The 17,834-nt window shown below is 64.7% G+C and carries 17 protein-coding genes and 2 tRNA genes; 7 read left to right on the top strand and 12 right to left on the bottom strand.

From position 1 onward, the window contains the following. Nucleotides 1–252: 252 nt before the first annotated feature. Nucleotides 253–3,207, bottom strand: coding sequence for a PAS domain S-box protein (locus tag ACT4OC_RS11585; protein WP_444839123.1), 2,955 nt, complete (start codon nt 3,205–3,207; stop codon nt 253–255). Nucleotides 3,208–3,461: 254 nt separating this feature from the next. On the opposite strand from ACT4OC_RS11585, the gene ACT4OC_RS11580 reads away from it, so the two are divergent. From ACT4OC_RS11580 to ACT4OC_RS11555, 6 genes are all read left to right on the top strand, one after another. Continuing rightward, the gene (locus ACT4OC_RS11580; protein ID WP_444839122.1) at nt 3,462–3,845 is read left to right on the top strand and encodes a phasin family protein; all 384 of its coding nucleotides are present in this window, start codon (nt 3,462–3,464) and stop codon (nt 3,843–3,845) included. Between the two features lie 276 nt (nt 3,846–4,121). Further along, nucleotides 4,122–4,550: a phasin gene (locus ACT4OC_RS11575; protein ID WP_444839121.1), complete on the top strand. Its 429-nt coding sequence runs from the start codon at nt 4,122–4,124 to the stop codon at nt 4,548–4,550. A gap of 273 nt (nt 4,551–4,823) precedes the next feature. After that, a tRNA-His gene (locus ACT4OC_RS11570) sits at nt 4,824–4,900 on the top strand. Nucleotides 4,901–5,020: 120 nt separating this feature from the next. Continuing rightward, nucleotides 5,021–5,386, top strand: a complete 366-nt coding sequence (locus tag ACT4OC_RS11565) for a hypothetical protein (RefSeq protein ID WP_444839120.1) — start codon at nt 5,021–5,023, stop codon at nt 5,384–5,386. A gap of 118 nt (nt 5,387–5,504) precedes the next feature. Continuing rightward, nucleotides 5,505–5,816, top strand: coding sequence for a hypothetical protein (locus ACT4OC_RS11560; RefSeq protein WP_444839119.1), 312 nt, complete (start codon nt 5,505–5,507; stop codon nt 5,814–5,816). Nucleotides 5,817–5,993: 177 nt separating this feature from the next. Continuing rightward, a complete protein-coding gene (locus tag ACT4OC_RS11555; RefSeq protein ID WP_444839118.1) occupies nt 5,994–6,674 on the top strand; it encodes an AAA family ATPase in 681 nt (226 codons plus the stop codon). A 64-nt stretch (nt 6,675–6,738) separates the two neighbouring features. On the opposite strand, the gene ACT4OC_RS11550 is transcribed toward ACT4OC_RS11555, so the two are convergent. The 5 genes from ACT4OC_RS11550 to trxB form a co-directional block, all read right to left on the bottom strand. Further along, complete coding sequence (locus tag ACT4OC_RS11550; protein ID WP_444839124.1) at nt 6,739–6,924, bottom strand: hypothetical protein; 186 nt, start codon at nt 6,922–6,924, stop codon at nt 6,739–6,741. Nucleotides 6,925–7,056: 132 nt separating this feature from the next. After that, complete coding sequence (locus ACT4OC_RS11545) at nt 7,057–7,194, bottom strand: hypothetical protein (RefSeq protein WP_444839117.1); 138 nt, start codon at nt 7,192–7,194, stop codon at nt 7,057–7,059. Between the two features lie 161 nt (nt 7,195–7,355). Beyond that, nucleotides 7,356–8,273, bottom strand: a complete 918-nt coding sequence (gene dapA / locus ACT4OC_RS11540) for a 4-hydroxy-tetrahydrodipicolinate synthase (protein ID WP_444839116.1) — start codon at nt 8,271–8,273, stop codon at nt 7,356–7,358. 506 nt (nt 8,274–8,779) lie between these two features. Then, a complete protein-coding gene (locus tag ACT4OC_RS11535) occupies nt 8,780–9,703 on the bottom strand; it encodes a LysR family transcriptional regulator (protein WP_444839115.1) in 924 nt (307 codons plus the stop codon). Between the two features lie 19 nt (nt 9,704–9,722). Further along, nucleotides 9,723–10,688 (bottom strand): thioredoxin-disulfide reductase, encoded by a 966-nt coding sequence (trxB, locus tag ACT4OC_RS11530; RefSeq protein WP_444839114.1) that lies wholly within the window; start codon nt 10,686–10,688, stop codon nt 9,723–9,725. Nucleotides 10,689–10,957: 269 nt separating this feature from the next. On the opposite strand from trxB, the gene ACT4OC_RS11525 reads away from it, so the two are divergent. Then, entirely contained in the window at nt 10,958–11,434 is a 477-nt protein-coding gene (locus ACT4OC_RS11525) for an Lrp/AsnC family transcriptional regulator (RefSeq protein WP_444839113.1), read from the top strand. A gap of 117 nt (nt 11,435–11,551) precedes the next feature. On the opposite strand, the gene ACT4OC_RS11520 is transcribed toward ACT4OC_RS11525, so the two are convergent. From ACT4OC_RS11520 to ACT4OC_RS11495, 6 genes are all read right to left on the bottom strand, one after another. After that, a complete protein-coding gene (locus tag ACT4OC_RS11520) occupies nt 11,552–11,962 on the bottom strand; it encodes a DoxX family protein (RefSeq protein WP_444839112.1) in 411 nt (136 codons plus the stop codon). A 237-nt stretch (nt 11,963–12,199) separates the two neighbouring features. Next, nucleotides 12,200–12,484 (bottom strand): hypothetical protein, encoded by a 285-nt coding sequence (locus ACT4OC_RS11515; protein ID WP_444839111.1) that lies wholly within the window; start codon nt 12,482–12,484, stop codon nt 12,200–12,202. A 39-nt stretch (nt 12,485–12,523) separates the two neighbouring features. Then, a complete protein-coding gene (gene greA, locus ACT4OC_RS11510) occupies nt 12,524–13,000 on the bottom strand; it encodes a transcription elongation factor GreA (RefSeq protein ID WP_444839110.1) in 477 nt (158 codons plus the stop codon). Between the two features lie 205 nt (nt 13,001–13,205). Then, nucleotides 13,206–16,535, bottom strand: a complete 3,330-nt coding sequence (gene carB, locus ACT4OC_RS11505) for a carbamoyl-phosphate synthase large subunit (RefSeq protein ID WP_444839109.1) — start codon at nt 16,533–16,535, stop codon at nt 13,206–13,208. A gap of 277 nt (nt 16,536–16,812) precedes the next feature. Continuing rightward, nucleotides 16,813–16,893: transfer RNA gene (locus ACT4OC_RS11500), tRNA-His, on the bottom strand. A 67-nt stretch (nt 16,894–16,960) separates the two neighbouring features. Next, nucleotides 16,961–17,665, bottom strand: coding sequence for a class I SAM-dependent methyltransferase (locus ACT4OC_RS11495; protein ID WP_444839108.1), 705 nt, complete (start codon nt 17,663–17,665; stop codon nt 16,961–16,963). Nucleotides 17,666–17,834 lie beyond the last annotated feature (169 nt).

Here is a 17,834-nt window from a genome sequence, read left to right as displayed (position 1 = left end):
AACCATTGCGCGGGGAAGGTCGGGATGTCCTGGCTGTACCTGTCAAATCCGTGTGCGTTCTTTACTACCCGTTGCACACGGTGCTGCGGGCGCAGCCGGCGCCCGGCCTTCTCCGCGCCCTCTTTTCAAGAGGGAGCAAACAAAATTGCAAAACTCAGGCGAATCCAAGCCGTGAGAATGAGAGCGCATGTCTCCACCGTGATTGCGAGCGAAGCGAAGCAGCTTGCAATGACGGCGGAGCCGACGCTCGGCTCACGCCCGCGCCACCGCGCGGCCAAACACCACTTCGACCAGCGTGCCGGTATGCGGCCCGGGCTTGATGTGGAATTGCGCGCGGTTGGCCTCGACCAGGGCTTTGGTCAGCGACAGGCTGACGGCGGAGATGTCGGCGGCATGGTCGGATACACCGCGCGTGCGGAACGGCTCGAGGGCCGCGGCGACCTGGTTGTCGTTCATCGCCTGACCGGTATCGCGCACCCGCAGCACCACTTCGCCGAAGTCGGACACCGCCGTCGATACGATCACCTGGCCGCCGGCCTTCGCCAGATGTATCGAATTGCCGATCAGGTTCATCGCGATCTGGCGCAGCGCGCGTGTATCGGCAACGACCGGCGGCAGCGAATGCGCCAGCGAGGTGCGGATGATGATGCGCTCGCGGTTGGCCTGCGGCTGCATCACGGCGACGCAGTTCTCCACGAGTTCGTTGAGGTTCTGGCTTGTGAAGGAGAGGTCGAGCTTGCCGGTCTCGATCCGCGACAGGTCGACGAGGTCGTCGATGAAGGAGATCACCCGCTGGCCGGAGGCGCGGATGTCCTTCAGATATTCGGCATAGCGCGCGTTGCCGAGCGCGCCGAAGCGCTCACCGATCATCACCTCGGCAAAGCCGATGATGGCGTTGAGCGGTGCACGCAGCTCGTGGCTGATCTTCGCCAGCATGTCGGACTTGGCGTTCGCCGCGCGTTCGGTGAGGCGCCTGGCCTGCTGCAATTCACCTTCGCTCTTGCGGCTCTGCGAGAGGTCGCGGAACACGGCGAAGAAGTTGGGGCCCTCGGCGCGGGTGCGGCCGATGGTGATCGACAGCGGAATGTAGCCGCCCTGGCGGACGCGGCCGAGCGTCTCGCGGCCATGATCGAGCAGGCTGGAAACGCCGGCGGACTTCACGCCGGCAAAATACTCGAACACGGCGTGCCGGCTTTCCGGCGCGAACAGGTCGGCGAGATTGCGCGTGACGAACTCGCCGCCGTCATAGCCGAACAGCGCCTCGGCGCTGCGGTTGCAGGCGGTGACGTTGCCCTGCTCGTCGAACATCACGATGCCCTCGGTCGTGGTGTCGAGGATGGCGCCGAGCTCTTCGGCGTCGGCTTCGCCCGCATTGGTGGGCGGGGCTTCCGCCACCGGCTCCGGCGCGGCGGCAGGCACCGGCACGGGCACGGGCGCGGCATCGACCGGACCTTCCGAGCAGATCAGCGCCAGCGCGGCATCGTCGTCCCAGGCGATGGTATGCAAGCGCGCCGCAGTTGCCGTCGGCTCGCCGCTCCGATCCTCTGCGTGGCTTGCCGAAATCGTCACCGGCGTGCCGGCTTCCGAGGTGCTGCTCGAGGAGGAGACGCCAGGCTCGACATAAAGCGCATCGAGGCCGCCGGCCTCTTCCAGCGCGTGCACGCTGTCATAGCCGATGCGCCTCAGGAACGCCGGGTTGGCGTAGAGCAGCCGGTCGAGCCGGTAGACCAGCACGCCCGCGGGCAGCAGGTCGAGCAGCGCCTTGTCGCGCCGCGACTGCCCGCGCGCCGGCGGCTCCGGCGGCGCCAGCCAATCGGGGCGCTCGCTCGGCGGGGGTGGGCTTGCTGCGATTTCGGGCTCGGTGACGATCGTCTCCGCCGGCGCGGTCGCCTCGTCATGGCCGCCATTGTCGAGCCGCTCCGACAATTGGCGGGCGAGCTCGTTGAAGGCGCTGTTCTCCACCGGCGTCAGCACCGGCGGCTTGGTCTCGCCGACCGGGCGGAACGGCAGCACGTTGTCCGGCGGACCGGCCGCAGTCTCTGCCGATGCTTCGGACGACGTCGGGGCCGGGGATGCTTCGAGGGATTCGGCAGGCATGTCCGCGTGCCCCGCAAGGCCGGTCGCATGCGAGTGCTCCGGAACGACGTCCTCTGCAATTTCCTCCGCGCAGGGTCCGAGATCGTCGGGCGAAGGCGGCGGCGGGCTGAGCGGGGAAATGGAGATGCCGTGCCGCCGCAGCAGCTCGAGACGCGAAAGGCCGGAGAGGTCGCGGCAAATGCCAAAGCCCTGGTAGCCCGCGAAGTTGCGCTCGCCGTCGAGCGAGGGCACGCCGGAGAACTCCACGGGCAGATAGCCGCCGTCCACCGGCCAGTTCAGCTCGACGCCGCTGAACGCGTTGCGCGCGGCCAGCGCGTCGCGCACGCGTGCGTCGGGATCGAGGCCGAGGGTATCGGCGATCTCGCGCCACGGCCTGCCCACGCAGGCCTCCGTCAGCGGACCGATCAGCTTCAGGAATTCATCGGAACCGAGCGTGAAGCGGTCCTCGCGATCGGTCTGCCATTTGAAGCGCAACGGATGACGGCGTTTGCTCATGGGCAGATCTTCATCTGCATGATCGGCGGCGGGTGGCGGCGGCTCGCTTTCCGCGGGCGATTGAGCCGGAGGTTCGTGCTCTTCGGCGAAGGCATCGAACAGCGCGAACTCGGCGGGCGCTTCGTTCGATTGCGCGGGCGTTTCATAGTCGGCGATCGGCGCAGGCGCGGCCGGCCCTGCGCCGGGTTCGCTCGTCACGTCGGCGGGTGTCATGGTGGCTGTCCCTTGCGGTTTGTTCTTTCGCGCGACCCTCACGAACGAAACGACCAGGACGCCGTGGCGGCCGTCCGGAAAATCGATCCGCGCGCAGCTGCATGTCGCGAGCATTCCGGGTGCCGCGCCGAATCCGCGCAACCGCTCCATGCGCACCGCACCGTTCGGATTGAGGTGCGTGGCGAGTTGCGCGATCTGGCGGCGGTGCGGATCGGCGGGGCCGAAGGTCTTTTCGCTCAGCTGCGCGGCGTCGCGCGCGCCGAACGCGTCGGCGCCGATGGGGTTGGTCCACAGGATCCGCGCGCCGTCGGCGGACCACAGCCAGGCGGGGAGGGCGCCATCCGCATGGGCCGCGAGGCGAGGATCGCTCGCGCCCAACGCCCTGAAATCCGCATCCCTCATCGACCTGGTTTGACCGCGCTGTTTCGTTCTGTCGCCGCCGCGACGGTGGAAATTAACGTCCCGTTAGTATCGCCCGCGGGCGGGGGCAAGGTCCACGCTCGCCCGCCGATAACCTTAATCCGGCCCGGAGCTTTCCGGTGCCGCCGGCGTTAGGCTTTGCAAACGTCCTGGGGGAGGTCCACGATGCCGGGAACGTCGGGCCGGCGGTTCGTGGCCCGGGACGGACGTGCCGAACGGTGAAACAGGAGTGCCCCATGAGTGACGATGGACGTGACCCTTTCGCAATTCCGAAGGATATGCGCACGATGGCGGAGGCCAGCTTCGATCAGGCCCGCAAGGCGTTCGACAAGTTCATGGAGAGCGCCAAGACGGCCGCCGGAAATGCCGAGGAGCGGCGCGACAGCGTCCGCGCCGGGGCCAAGGAGATCGGCAGCAAGGCCGTCTCCTATGCCGAGAAGAACGTGCAGGCCTCCCTCGACTACGCGCAGTCGCTGCTCAAGGCCAAGGATCTGCCGGAGGTGATGAAGTTGCACAGCGAATATGTGCAGTCCCAGATGCGCGCCTTGGCCGAGCAGGCCAGCGAAATGGGCCAGATCGTCAGCCGTGCAGCGATGGATGCCACGAGGCCGAAAAGCTGAGCTTGTTCAAGGGCGAATGGAACTCGCCGGTCCGGAATGCGTCCGGTCCGGATTCAATTATGGAGCATCACAATTATAGTCATGTCGCATCGCAACATTTTGCATTGCGTTGCACAAAATTGACATGATAAGGGTGTTCTATGTGCTCGCCCGATGAGGGCGCCCCCAGACTTCCGCAAGTGCAGAGTGATCTAGTTCGTCGCCCCGGCGCATCGCCCCGGGATGCACGCATGGGGTCACGTTAGGATTCAACTCACGCCCAAAGGATGCCCCTACATGGCCAACGATCCCTTCTCCGCCTCCATCATCCCGTTTGAAGTTCCCGAGCAGGTCCGCGCTTTCGCCGAGAAGGGCGTCTCGCAGGCCCGCGACAACTACGCCAAGTTCAAGGACGCCGCCGAAGCCCATAACGGCGCGATCGAGGCCGTCTTCACCAGCGTCAACAAGGGCGCCAGCGCCTACTCCGCCAAGGTGATGGAATTCGTCAAGGCCAACACCACCACCTCGCTGGACTTCGCCCAGGAGCTGTTCGGCGTGAAGACGCCGGCCGAAGCGCTGGAGCTGTGGACCTCGCAGACCAAGAAGCAGGTCGAGACCTTCACCGCGCAGGCCAAGGAGCTCGCCGAGCTCGGCCAGAAGATCGCGACCGAGACCGCCGAGCCGATCAAGGCGACCGCCGCCAAGTATTACAAGCCGGCTGCCTGATTTTCGTTTTGACTTGACGAGAGGCCCGGACCCGCCGGTCCGGGCCTTTTTGCGCCGTGCTGTCGTCCCTGCGGAAAGCAGGGACCCGTGCACCGCGGCGGATGTGTCGGAAGACGCAGTTCGACGGCTTTTTTCAGCCTCAAACAGCGGTGGTTATGGGTCGCTGCGTTCGCAGGGACGACATCGAAACTGGCGCTGTTCCGGCCTTGCCAAAGCCGGTCGTTGCACCTAGTTTCCGGCCAAATCGAGCCCCCTTTTCGGGGGCCGTCGGATGCAGTTGTAGCTCAGTTGGTTAGAGCGCCTGTCTGTGGAACAGGAGGTCGGTGGTTCGAGCCCACCCAACTGTACCAGCTCCACCGAGTTCGCCGTCACCTCTGATGGAATTGTTCAGTGAAGCTACCTTTGCGCCGGCTTGCCAATCAGCAGACCATCACCCACTATTCCCGCCGGGCTTTCGCTTCGGGGGATTCATGAACGGTATTGGCAGAGGGGCTTTTCATTTCGGCCCCGCGCTTGCAGCAGCGCTTTTCGCGTCCGTCCTTTCCACTTCCGCATTAGCCTATACCGCCGAACAGCAGCAGGCCTGCACGCCGGATGCGATGCGGCTGTGCGGAAACTACATTCCCGATGTCGATCGCATCACCGCTTGCATGATCGCGCGGAAGTCGCAGCTCTCGCCGGAATGCCGCCGCTTCTTCCGTCCAGGTCCGGCGCCGGGCCAGGCTGCCTCCGGGCCGCCGACCGACATCCGGCCGGTGGCGCGCAAGCCGGTCAAGCCGACGACCAGCACCAAGGCGAAAAAGGCGAAAAAGCCCGCCAAGCCGGCTGCGACCTGACTTGCCTGCGGGGCCGGAAACGCGCGGTCGCCCTTCAAGCCGGTTCCCGCGACAGACTGACGCCTTGCCGCGCCGGCAGCGATTGCCATTTCCTCCGGTGGGGCGTGGAGAAACTTCATTGAGTGTCAAATACCAGATCGAACTCGACCGGCATTTCGCATGGTTCGAGGCCAAGCTGCCGGCCGGGCCGGCGCGCTTCCTCAACTGGCTGCGCCGGCCCTCGTCGCGGCTGGTGCGATTCCCGCTGGCGGGTCTGCTCGTCGTCGGCGGCTTTCTGTCGTTCCTGCCCGTGCTCGGGTTCTGGATGCTGCCGCTCGGACTCCTTTTGTTCGCACAGGATGTCCCGGTGCTGCAGCCGCCTCTGGTGCGCGCGCTCGCTTGGGTTGAGCGCAGGTGGATCGCAAGGGAGCGCGCGAGGAACGCGCGCTAGACCGCCAAGCGACTCGTCCGGTTCGACTTTGGGCCGTTCCGGACACCCGGTGTGACTCAAAAGCCAACTGTGCAGGCGATTCAGGAGCTTCGCCCGAAATTGCCCGCAAATTCTTCTTTGACGAATCACTCCGCTGATTCATTTTTGGCATCTGGGGTCAATCTGGAGGCCAAGGGAATGAACGTCATTGTTTTTGCATCGCGTAAGGGGGGCTCGGGCAAAAGCACCCTGGCCGCACACCTTGCTGCGCATGTCCACAAATCCACAAGACCATGTCTGTTGGTCGACGGCGATCCGCAGGGGTCGCTGACGCTCTGGCACAAACTGCGCGGCACCAACGAACCGCCGATCCGCACCGCCGTTCGTTCCGTCGGAGAGATCATCGCCGCGGCCAAGCGCGACGGCATGGAATGGGTCTTCATCGACACGCCGCCGAATCTGTCGGCGGTGGTGGACGATTCGATCAAGAACGCCACCATGGTGATCATTCCCGCTCGTCCGGGCGTGTTCGACGTCAACGCGGTGCAGGAAACCATTCAGATGTGCCGCTCGGCCCGCAAGCCCTATGCAGTGGTGCTCAACGGCGCGCCGGCGCAGCGCGACGGGCTGGAGAGCCCGATCGTCGCCATCGCCCGCGAGTCGCTGACGAAATTCCGCGCGCCGGTGTGGGGCGGCCAGATCACCAACCGCGCCGACCTCCTGATGGCGCTGAGCCATGGCGAGGGCGCCCGCGAATACTACGCCGAAGGCCGCGCGGCGGCCGAGATCGCGCGCCTGTGGGCGGCGATCGAACGCTCGGTGAAGGCGATCCGCGGTGCGGCGCCGTCGACCGGCGCCATGCACAAGCAGGCGGCGTAAGCGCCGGCGCCCGCCTGCGGCGTGCAAAAACGCGCGGCGCTTCCGCGCGTTTTTCTTTATCCGATTACGCGACCATCAGCATGTAGAAGAAGATCACCGGCGACATGGTCAGCAGCACCGACCAGATGCCGACGGCCCACAGGACGTCCTCGATCGTGAAGCCCTTCGGCTGCAGTACCTTGCGGTCGAAGGCCGGCAGGGCCGGCAGCTCCGGCTGATCGATGACGGCGAGATTCTGTTGATTGTCCACGACGCGCCCCCGCGTTTTTTGTTCTCGTTGTCGTCAGACGATAGGCGGCACGTTTTAATATCTCGGCCGCGCTTTCGCTCGCATTTGAACACAGGTGCTACCGCGGTTTAACCGCGGCAGCCCCGTCTGTCGTCAGGCGCCGAGCAGGCGCAAGGCCGCGACCGGCACGAAGCCGATCAGCATTGCCCACAGCGCGAATGACGACACGATCATGACGTCGTTGGTGCGCTGCGCGCGTTCGTAGGTCGCAATGTTCGGATTGGTCGACACGATAGCCCCCCGTTCTTGTCGTTATGGGGACATCCATACGACAAAGGTTTTAAGGTTGCCGCCGCGGCGTGGTGCAAAGTCGAGCGAACGAATTCACCGCCGCTTAACCACGCCGCTCGCTTCACCTCTCCCGAGGGAGAGCTGGATCGTCCCTGCTGCGGCTACGCCCTCCGCAACTGCAGCGCGGCGCGCCGCTCGATCTCGCGGTCGAGCGAGGCGGCAAGCTCGCTGCTCACCTCCACCATCGGCAGCCGCACCTCGGGGCTGTCGATCAGGCCGCAGCGCCACAGCCAGTGCTTGGCCGGCGAGGGGCTGGGCTCGGTGAACAACAGCCGCGTCAGCTCCGAGACCTCGCGCCACTGCGCCTGCGCTGCCTCCTGGTTGCCTTCCCAGAGTAGCATGCGCACCGCGGCGAAGGCTGCGGTCTCGACGTGGGCAGAGAGCAGGATCGCGCCGTCGGCGCCATCGACCAGCGCGTTGTGATACTCCGCGTCCTCCCCGGTCAGCACGCGAAAGCCGGCCGGCCGGCGGCGCAGCAGGTCGACCGACTGCGCGCGGTCGGCGCAGCAGTCCTTCATGCCGGCGATGTTCGGATGCTCGGCCAGCGCGAGCAGCGTGTCGTTGTCGATGCGCACGGCGGTGCGATAGGGGATGTTGTAGAGCACGATCGGCCAGGAGGCATGGTCGGCAAGCGCGGTGAAGTGCTGCAGCAGGCCGCGTTGCGAGGGCCGCGTGTAATAGGGACTTGCGATCAGGTAGCCGTCGATCGGCCAAGCCGCCGTCTCGTCCAGCGCATCGATCATCTTGTGGGTGCTCGCACCCGACAGCCCCACGCAGATCGGAATGTAGCGCCGGCTCGCGGCGCTCTCGGCGCGCGTGATCGAAACCAGCCGCTCCAGCTCGCTCGCGCCGAGCGACATGCCTTCGCCGGACGTCGCGGCGAGGATGAACCCGTCCACCGGCAGGCTTGCGTAGTGCCGCACCAGCCGCCGCAGCGATGCCTCGTCCAGCTCGTCGCCGCGAAACGGCGTCACCAGCGGCAGCCACAGGCCGCGCAATTGCTCTCGTAAGTCACTCATGGTCCTTCTCCTTCGCTTGGTTGAGCCGGAGACGGGACCAACAAAAAACCCCGTCCGAACGGCGGGGTTTTGGGATCGGTCGGGCTTTCTCGAGTTTTCAGCGCGCGCGATCGCAAGTCCCCGGGCGGGGATTTTTTTTCACCTGCGCTGCGACACACGAAAACTTGATCATGATTCGATCATGCGGGCCGTCGCGCCTTGTGTCAACGGCGTGACATCGCAGCGCGGGCGCTTTGGTTGCGATCAGGAAAGTGCCGTCCTGCTCACAAAAAAAAGCCGGGCTCGAAAGAGCCCGGCTTAGGTATTGGCCACGTGAGGCCGACACAATCACCTTCCAAGAGGGATTACTGAACGCTCGCGCCACTGGAGGAGGGGGACAATGCGTAACGCGAAAGCTCAGCGTATGGTCATTATGGGGTGTCCCCTCGCCATGCAGCAAGCACCCGAGCCGCATGTCAGACATGCGGACTCCGGGGGCCGGTGCGGAACGCGAGCACTCGGAGCAATCAAGACGGCCAGCGCTGCGCCTTGCTGACCACGAAGTCGCGGAACACCTGCACCCGCGCGACCGTCTTCAGCTCTTCGGGGTAAACGAAGTAGGTGTCGATCTGCATCGAGTCGGACTCGCCGAACAGCTGCACCAGGCGGTTGTTGTCCTCGACGAGGTAGTCCGGCAGCGCGGCGATGCCGAGGCCCTGCTGGCAGGCGCGGACGAGGCCGAGGATGTTGTTGACCTTGAAAAAGGCCTCGCGCGGTCCGGAACCGTTGCGGCCCGCTTCGATCAGCCAGCTGCGGTTTTGCAGGTGTGTCGGCACCTGGGAGTCGCTCAACATGATGATGCGGTGCTGGTCGAGATCGTCGAGCGTCCGCGGCGTGCCGAAACGCTTGATGTATTCCGGCGAGCAATAGGCGTGGAAGCCGATCGAGAACAGCTTGCGCTGGATCAGGTCCGGCTGGGTCGGCTTGCGGGTGCGGATGGCGACGTCCGCCTCGCGCATCGACAGGTCGAGTTCCTCGTCGGTGACGATCAGCGAGATGCGGATGTCGGGATAGAGCGCGGTGAACTCGTCGAGCCGCGGTACCAGCCAGTTGATGCCGAGCGCAGGCGGCGTTGTGATCTTCAGATCGCCGCTCGGCCGCTCGCGGCTGTCGGTGAGCTTGGCGCGCGCCGCCTGCAGCTGCATGAACACGTCATGCGCGGTGCGGAACAGGAGGTCGCCCTGCTCGGTGAGGATGAGGCCGCGGGCGTGGCGATGGAACAGCGAGACCGAAAGCTCCTGTTCCAGCGCGCTGACCTGACGCGAGACCGCCGATTGCGACAGGCCGAGCTGTTCGCCCGCATGCGTGAAGCTGCCAGCTTCCGCCGCGGCGTGGAACACCTTCAGCTTGTCCCAGTCCATATCCGTGAATCCGTCCCTGGATCGTGCCATTGTTTTTCTGCCGCTATCTCTATTCTGCCGCCGCGCGATCGCTCGCCCGCAGCGCAATGAAACGTTCGGCCTCGAGCGCTGCCATGCAGCCGAGGCCCGCGGCCGTGACCGCCTGCCGGTAGGTTTCGTCAGCGACGTCGCCCGCGGCAAACAATCCCGGTACCGAGGTGGCGGTCGAGTTCGGCGCCACCTCCACATAGCCGGACGGTTTCAGTTTGATCTGGCCTTTCACCAGTTCGGTCGCCGGTGCGTGTCCGATGGCGATGAAGACGCCCTCCGCAGCAACCTCCGAAAGTGCGCCGGTCTTGACGTTCTTCAGCCGCACGGACGTGACCTTGCTCGGATTCTCCTCGCCCTTGATTTCGTCGATGGCGCTGTCCCAGACCACGGAGATCTTCGGGTTCTTGAACAGCCGGTCCTGCAGGATGCGTTCGGCGCGGAAGTGGTTGCGCCGGTGCACCACGGTGACCTTGGAAGCGAAGTTGGTGAGGAAGAGCGCCTCCTCGACCGCGGTGTTGCCGCCGCCGACCACGATCACTTCCTTGGCCCGATAGAAGAAGCCGTCGCAGGTGGCGCAGGCGGAAACGCCAAAGCCCTTGAACTTCTCCTCCGACGGCAGGCCAAGCCAGCGCGCCTGCGCGCCGGTGGCGAGGATCACGGTCTCGGCGAGATAGACGTCGCCGCTGTCGCAGGTCAGGCGGAACGGCCGCTGCGCAAGCTCGAGCTTGGTGACGAGATCGGTGACGATCTTCGTGCCGACATGGGCCGCCTGCTTCTCCATCTGCTCCATCAGCCACGGTCCCTGGATGACGTCGGCGAAGCCAGGATAGTTCTCGACGTCGGTGGTGATGGTGAGCTGCCCACCGGGCTGGATGCCCTGGATCAGGACCGGCTCCAGCATTGCACGCGCCGCGTAAATCGCCGCCGAATATCCGGCAGGACCGGAACCGATGATGACGACCTTGGCATGGATGGGGGCGGACATGATGCGCAGCGCTTTCGAAGGGGGGGTGATCGGCGCCTGGCGCGCAAACTGCCCGGAAAGGCAGCGCGGCGACGCCGAAATTGTCATTTCCAAGTCTATGACATGTGGCAAGCTATGCAAGTTTTGCAATCCATCTCTCTGAATTTTCCCGTGTTCGTGAAAATTGTGGCGGTGCACGCGAAATAAAATTGCGCATTCCGCTTGCCCTACGGTAAGAGAGTTACGGGGGGAAAACCCCCGAACTGCACTCTCTAGGGAACCCGGCGCCCGTGTCGAAGCAACTGGACGAAATCGATCTCAAAATCCTCAGCGAGATCCAGGCCGACGGTCGAATCACCAATGTGGAACTGGCCAAACGGGTCGGCATTTCGCCGCCGCCCTGCCTGCGCCGGGTCCGCACCCTGGAAGACGAGGGCTACATCCAGGGCTATCGCGGCCTGCTCGATCCGCGCCGGCTCGGCTTTGACGTTACGGTGTTCGCCTCGGTGCACCTGTCCAGCCAGGCGGATGCGGATTTGCGCGCGTTCGAGGAGTTCGTACGCGGCGAACCCCTGGTGCGGGAATGCTGGATGTTGTCGGGCGAGGTCGACTTCATCCTGAAATGCGTCGCGCCCGACATGGCGACCTTCCAGGAATTCGTCACGCATCTCACCGCCGCACCGCATGTGCGCAACGTGAGAACGTCGCTGGTGCTGCACAATTCGAAATACGAAGCCGCGGTGCCGCTGGAGCTGAAGCGGAGCTAGTTTGGCTGGCGTCGCCGTCGTTGCGAGGAGCGAGAGCGACGAAGCAATCCATGCCTCCGCTTGTGGCGCTTTGGATTGCTTCGCTATGCTCGCAATAACGGATGAAAGAGCTGCGCCCTACTTCTTGCGCATCGCGTCGACGCTGTAGGGCCCGCCGCCGGCCGTCGACAGATAGAGACAGGCGAAGCAAAACAGGATCGCGAGTGTGCCGCCATTGAGCAATGGGTGGAACACGGGATTGGCGGGATCCTTGAACATGTGCCCGATGAAATAGGCGGACGCCATCAGGCCCGAGAGGATGAAGGCAGAGATTCGCGTGAACAGGCCGATAATCAGGAGCGCGCCGAGCACGAGTTCAAGCGCGCCGGCGGTAGCGATCATCGGCGGAAGCTTGGCGAAATAGGGCAGCACCGGAAACTTGAAGAACTTGGCGACGCCGTATTGAAACAGCAGCAGCCCCGTGATGAAGCGGAGCAGGCTCAATGCTGCCGGCTGCCACTTCTCCAGCATCTTGTCGAATTGGTCCATGCGGTTATCCCCCTTGTTGAACCCCAGACGTGTAGAACTATCGCACTAGCCGGCCTGCGTCACCGGCATGTGAAATCACGCGCGGATCTGAATGACGGCTTCGCCGCGAGATTTGCAGCGCAGCAAGATCGCGCGAACGCGAGTCTCTTAACAAGTTAGCTAATAGCGCCAACTCACAATCGTGTTAGCTGACACGCGCTGCAGACCCGCGCCTCCTCGGCAACAGTCACCTGCGGGTTACCTGATGAGATCCGGGTTACTTCCCGTTTCGGAAGCGATGCAACGGATCGCCCTGGGCTGACAGGCGAAGCCGATGTTGGAGCATGCCGGCGCTTCGCCGCCGGCATCGCGCGTGCAGGTGACGCACTCGTCGGTCCACCGGCTGCAATTCGGCAGGCCCTTCTGCATCGAGAGACTTTCGGCTGGCTGATGCGGCGGAATGGCGAGCTCGGCGGTGCGCACGGCGACGCCGGCCAGTCCGGACATCGCGAGGAGAGCGACTGCGAAAGCAAGATGTCGCATGCCGCTCCCCGCAACTTGCGGATCCGACGCGGCGGTCCGCTACCGCCACTCCACCTTGGTGATCTCGTAGGCCTTGGCGCCGCCCGGCGCCATCACTTCCACCGTGGTGCCCTTCTTCTTGCCGATCAGCGCGCGCGCCAGCGGCGAGGTGATGGAGATGCGGCCCTTCTTGGCGTCGGCCTCGACCTCGCCGACGATCTGCCACACCGCCTTCTTGTCGGTGTCTTCGTCGATCAGCGTGACGGTGGCGCCGAACTTGATGGTGTCGCCGGACAGTTTTGTGATGTCGATGATATCGGCGCGCGCGAGCTTGTCCTCGATCTCCGCGATGCGGCCCTCGTTGTGCGACTGCTCTTCCTTCGCGGCGTGATATTCGGCGTTCTCCGACAGGTCGCCATGCGACCGCGCCTCCGCGATATGTTCGATGATGCGCGGACGATCCACCGATTGGCGATGCTTCAATTCCTCCTCGAGCGCGGCATAGCCGGTCGCCGTCATCGGAACCTTTTCAACCATCTTTCCTGTCCTTCAAGGCCGTGCGGTCCATTGGAGGCCCGTACGCAACGATTGTCGATTCGGCTTTTGGCCGCCCCTGCCGGGGACCCAAAGCCTTAGCAGTTTCGGCCCCTTCCGGGGCCGACACAACGTCCACAAGAGCGGTGAGTTCCAGCCTAACGGCTTGTTTTCCAATCGCTTAGCGGGGCTTGCGCCCCGGACGCGATCAACTCTCGGAAAAGTAGCTCTGCAGGGTGCGGACCTCAAGGTCCCCGTCCCGGTAGGCGCGGATGCCCTGGGCCGCGGCCTTTGCACCGGAAAGAGTGGTGTAATAGGGCACTTTATGCAAGAGGGCAGCGCGCCGCAGCGAGCGGCTGTCCGCCAGCGCCTGCGGACCCTCGGTGGTGTTGAAGACGAGCTGCACTTCGCCATTGGTGATGGCGTCGACGATGTGCGGCCGGCCCTCCAGCACCTTGTTGACCTTCTCGGTCGGCACGCCGTTGTCGGCGAGATAGCGTTGCGTGCCCGAGGTTGCCATCACCTTGAAGCCGAGCGAGTGCAACAGCCGCACCGCGTCCGCGATACGCATTTTGTCGTCGCCGCGCACCGAGACGAACACCGTGCCCTTGCGCGGCACGCGCGTGCCGCCGCCGAGCTGGCTCTTGGCGAATGCGACCTCGAAGGAGCGATCGATGCCCATCACCTCGCCGGTCGAGCGCATCTCGGGGCCGAGCACGGTGTCGACGCCGGGGACGCGCGCGAAGGGGAAGACCGATTCCTTTACGCCGACATGGCCGAGTTTCTTCTTCCTCAGCTTGAAGTCGGCGAGCTTCTCGCCGGCCATGATGCGCGCGGCGATCTTCGCCACCGGCGTGCCGATCACCTTGGCCACGAACGGTACCGTGCGCGAGGCGCGCGGATTGACCTCGAGCACGTAGATATCGCCGTCCTTGATGGCGTATTGCACGTTCATCAGGCCGACCACGTCGAGGCCGAGGGCCAGTTCACGCGTCTGCCGCTCCAGCTCCTCGATGGTCTTCGCATCGAGCGAATGCGGCGGCAGCGAGCAGGCGGAGTCGCCGGAGTGGATGCCGGCTTCCTCGATGTGCTCCATGATGCCGACGATGAAGGTGTCCTTGCCGTCGCACAGGCAGTCGACGTCGACTTCGGTCGCATCGGACAGGTAACGGTCGAACAGCAGCGGGTTCTTGCCGAGCACGGTGTTGATCTGCCCGGTCTTGTCGTTGGGATAGCGCGCCTTGACGTCGGCCGGCACCAGCTCGGGCAGGGTGCCGAGCAGGTAATTGTCGAGTTGCTCCTCCTCGCGGATGATCTGCATGGCGCGGCCGCCGAGCACGTAGGACGGGCGCACCACCAGCGGCAGGCCGAGATCGGCTGCGACCAGGCGAGATTGCTCGACGGAGTATGCGATGCCGTTCTTGGGCTGCTTGAGATGCAGCTTGTCGAGGATGCGCTTGAAGCGGTCGCGGTCTTCGGCGAGGTCGATCGCGTCGGGCGAGGTGCCGAGGATCGGCACCTCGGCCGCTTCCAGCGCGCGCGCCAGCTTCAGCGGCGTCTGGCCGCCGAACTGCACGATCACGCCGTGCAGCGTGCCGTTCTTGCGTTCGGTCGCGATGATCTCCAGCACATCTTCGGCCGTGAGCGGCTCGAAGTAGAGGCGATCCGCGGTGTCGTAGTCGGTCGACACCGTCTCCGGATTGCAGTTGATCATGATGGTCTCGTAGCCGGCCTCGTCCAGCGCAAAGCAGGCGTGGCAGCAGCAATAGTCGAATTCGATGCCCTGTCCGATGCGGTTCGGCCCGCCGCCGAGGATGATGACCTTTTTGCTGTCCGACGGCGCGCTCTCGTCTGCCGTGCGGCCGGCAAACGGTGCCTCGTAGGTCGAGTACATATAGGCCGTGGGGGATGCGAATTCCGCCGCGCAGGTGTCGATGCGCTTGAACACCGGGCGGACGTGGAGCTCGTGCCGCCTGGCGGTAAGTTCGGCCTCGGTTACGCCCGCGAGCACGGCAAGCCGTGCGTCGGAAAAGCCCATGGCTTTCAGCATGCGCATGCCGAAGGCGTTCGGCGGCAGGCCGTTGCTGCGCACCTTGGCTTCCATGTCGACGATGCCGCGCATCTCCGCCAGGAACCAGGGATCGATCTTGCAGGAATTGAAGATGTCCTCGTTGGACCAGCCGAGGCGCATCGCCTGCGCCACCTGCAGGATGCGGTTCGGCGTCGGCGTGCCCAAGGCGGCGCGGATCGCGTTCTTGTCGTCGCCGCGGCCGAGGCCCTCGATCTCGATCTCGTCGAGGCCGGTCAGCCCCGTCTCGAGGCCGCGCAGCGCCTTCTGCAGGCTTTCCTGGAAGGTGCGGCCGATCGCCATGACTTCGCCGACCGACTTCATCGAGGTGGTCAGCGTCGGCTGGGCGCCCGGGAATTTCTCGAATGCAAAGCGCGGGATCTTCGTGACGACGTAGTCGATGGTCGGCTCGAACGAGGCCGGCGTCGCCCCGCCGGTGATGTCGTTGGCGATCTCGTCCAGCGTGTAGCCGATCGCGAGCTTGGCCGCGACCTTGGCAATGGGGAAACCGGTCGCCTTCGAAGCCAGCGCCGAGGAGCGCGACACGCGCGGGTTCATCTCGATGATGACCATGCGGCCGTCGGCCGGGTTGATGCCGAACTGCACGTTCGATCCGCCGGTCTCCACCCCGATCTCGCGCAGCACCGCGATCGAGGCGTCGCGCATGATCTGGTATTCCTTGTCGGTGAGCGTCAGCGCCGGTGCGACGGTGATGGAATCGCCGGTGTGCACGCCCATCGGATCGAGGTTCTCGATCGAGCAGATGATGATGCAATTGTCCTTCTTGTCGCGCACCACCTCCATCTCGAATTCCTTCCAGCCGAGGACGCTTTCCTCGATCAGGACTTCGTTGGTGGGGGAGGCGTCGATGCCGCGCTCGACGATCTCAATGAACTCGGCCTTGGTGTAGGCGATGCCGCCGCCGGTGCCGCCCATGGTGAAGGAGGGGCGGATGATGGCGGGCAGGCCGATGTGGTCGAGCGCGCGCAGCGCGTCGGGCAGGTTCTTGGTCTGGGTCGAGCGCGGGGTCTCGAGGCCGATCCTGGTCATGGCCTCGCGGAAGCGGCCGCGGTCCTCGGCCTTGTCGATGGCGTCGGCGGTAGCGCCGATCATCTCGATATCGAATTTGGCGAGCGTGCCCTGCTTGCGCAGCGACAGCGCGCAGTTGAGCGCGGTCTGGCCGCCCATGGTCGGCAGCAGCGCGAAGCCGCCGGGAATGACGTTGCGCTCCTTCTCGATGATCTTCGCCACGATCTCCGGCGTGATCGGCTCGATATAGGTGGAATCCGCCAGCTCCGGATCGGTCATGATCGTCGCCGGGTTGGAATTGACGAGGACGACACGGTAGCCCTCTTCCTTCAGCGCCTTGACCGCTTGCGTGCCGGAATAATCGAATTCGCAGGCCTGGCCGATCACGATGGGACCGGCGCCGATGATCAGGATGGTGGAGATGTCGGTTCGTTTGGGCATCAAGTCTCACGGATGCGGGAATTGGGCACAAAAAAAGGGCGCGCTGGCCGCGCGTCCCCTTGTGCCGACAGCGTGAGGAACCCCTCGCGCGCGGGTGGTCTTTAGACCAGTTTCCGCACCCGCGAAACCCCCAAAAACGGGCCATCAACGGGCATTTTGCTGCTCTGGACAGGTTGGGTGAAGGGTTTGCCGAGGCGCCCGGCTTCGCCTTCGGCTACGCCGCGGCAGCCTTCGCCACAGAGGGCTTGCCGAGCCGAAGCTGCGGAGCAGCGAAGGCTGGAGGCCCGGCCTGGATTTGAACCAGGATAAAGAGCGATGCACCGCTCCCGCGTCGACGCTTCCATTCCGCCACCGGGCCAGCGGCATCATGGCCCAGAACATCGCGGGCAGGCTACCTCAACCGGTCGTTAACCCTAACGCTAACCTCAGGTTGCGGCAAGCGCGGGCCGCGCCACGAACGTCATGCGCCAGGGGTTGTGGCCGATATTGTGGGGCGCGCGCGAGGCGGAGAAGCCGAACCTTGCGAGCTTGTCCGCGATCTCTTGCTCGCTGTAGCGCTGCAAGCCGACGCGCGTGCGCAGCTCGCGATAGTCGGACAGCGCCGTCGAGACCAGGCCGACCAGCGCGTCCTTGAAGAACCCGTTCTTCGCCGCGAAACGCAGCAGCGCCAGCACATCCTTGAACATGCCGACCTCGGGGCGCAGGATGTCGCCGAGCACGAAGCGGCCGGACGGCTTCAGTATCCGCTTGATGGTGGCAAAGGCGGCATCGAGCTCGTCCGGCGTCATGTACTGCGCCACCGAATTCATCACGACGAGATCGACGGAGTTCTCCGCCATCTTTTTGACGTCCTCCAGCGAGCGCACGCGGATCTTGGTGTTCGGCGCAAAGCGCGCGATCAGCCGGCCGCGCACGCCAGGCGCGGGCTCGGCGAGATAGAGCAGGCCGCACGCATCCGCCACGCGCCCCGCTGACAGCGCTTCCCCGCAGGCATAGTCCAGCACCACCGCGTCAGGCGAGGCGATGTAGCCGGCGATGTCCCGCGCAATCACCGCGAAATGCCGGTCGCGATGCAGCTTGCTCACATAGATCGTGTGCGTGGAATCGTAATAGTCGATCCATTCATCCATGGCGGTGAAGGCATCCGGGAGTGGGGTTGCTGCGCAGGAACCGGGGTAGCGATGATGAGTTAATTAGTTCCGCAGGCAAAGTCCAAAACGATTACCTACAGGAAGGTCCACCCAGAGCAAAACAAGACAGGACAACAACAAAACCCGCGGGTCCCCCCATCTCCACACC

It is taken from the genome of Bradyrhizobium sp. (assembly GCF_052389815.1).
In the GTDB taxonomy this organism is placed as follows: domain Bacteria; phylum Pseudomonadota; class Alphaproteobacteria; order Rhizobiales; family Xanthobacteraceae; genus Bradyrhizobium.
Note: the sequence above shows the minus strand (reverse complement) of the source record. Positions and strands in the feature narration are given on the sequence as shown.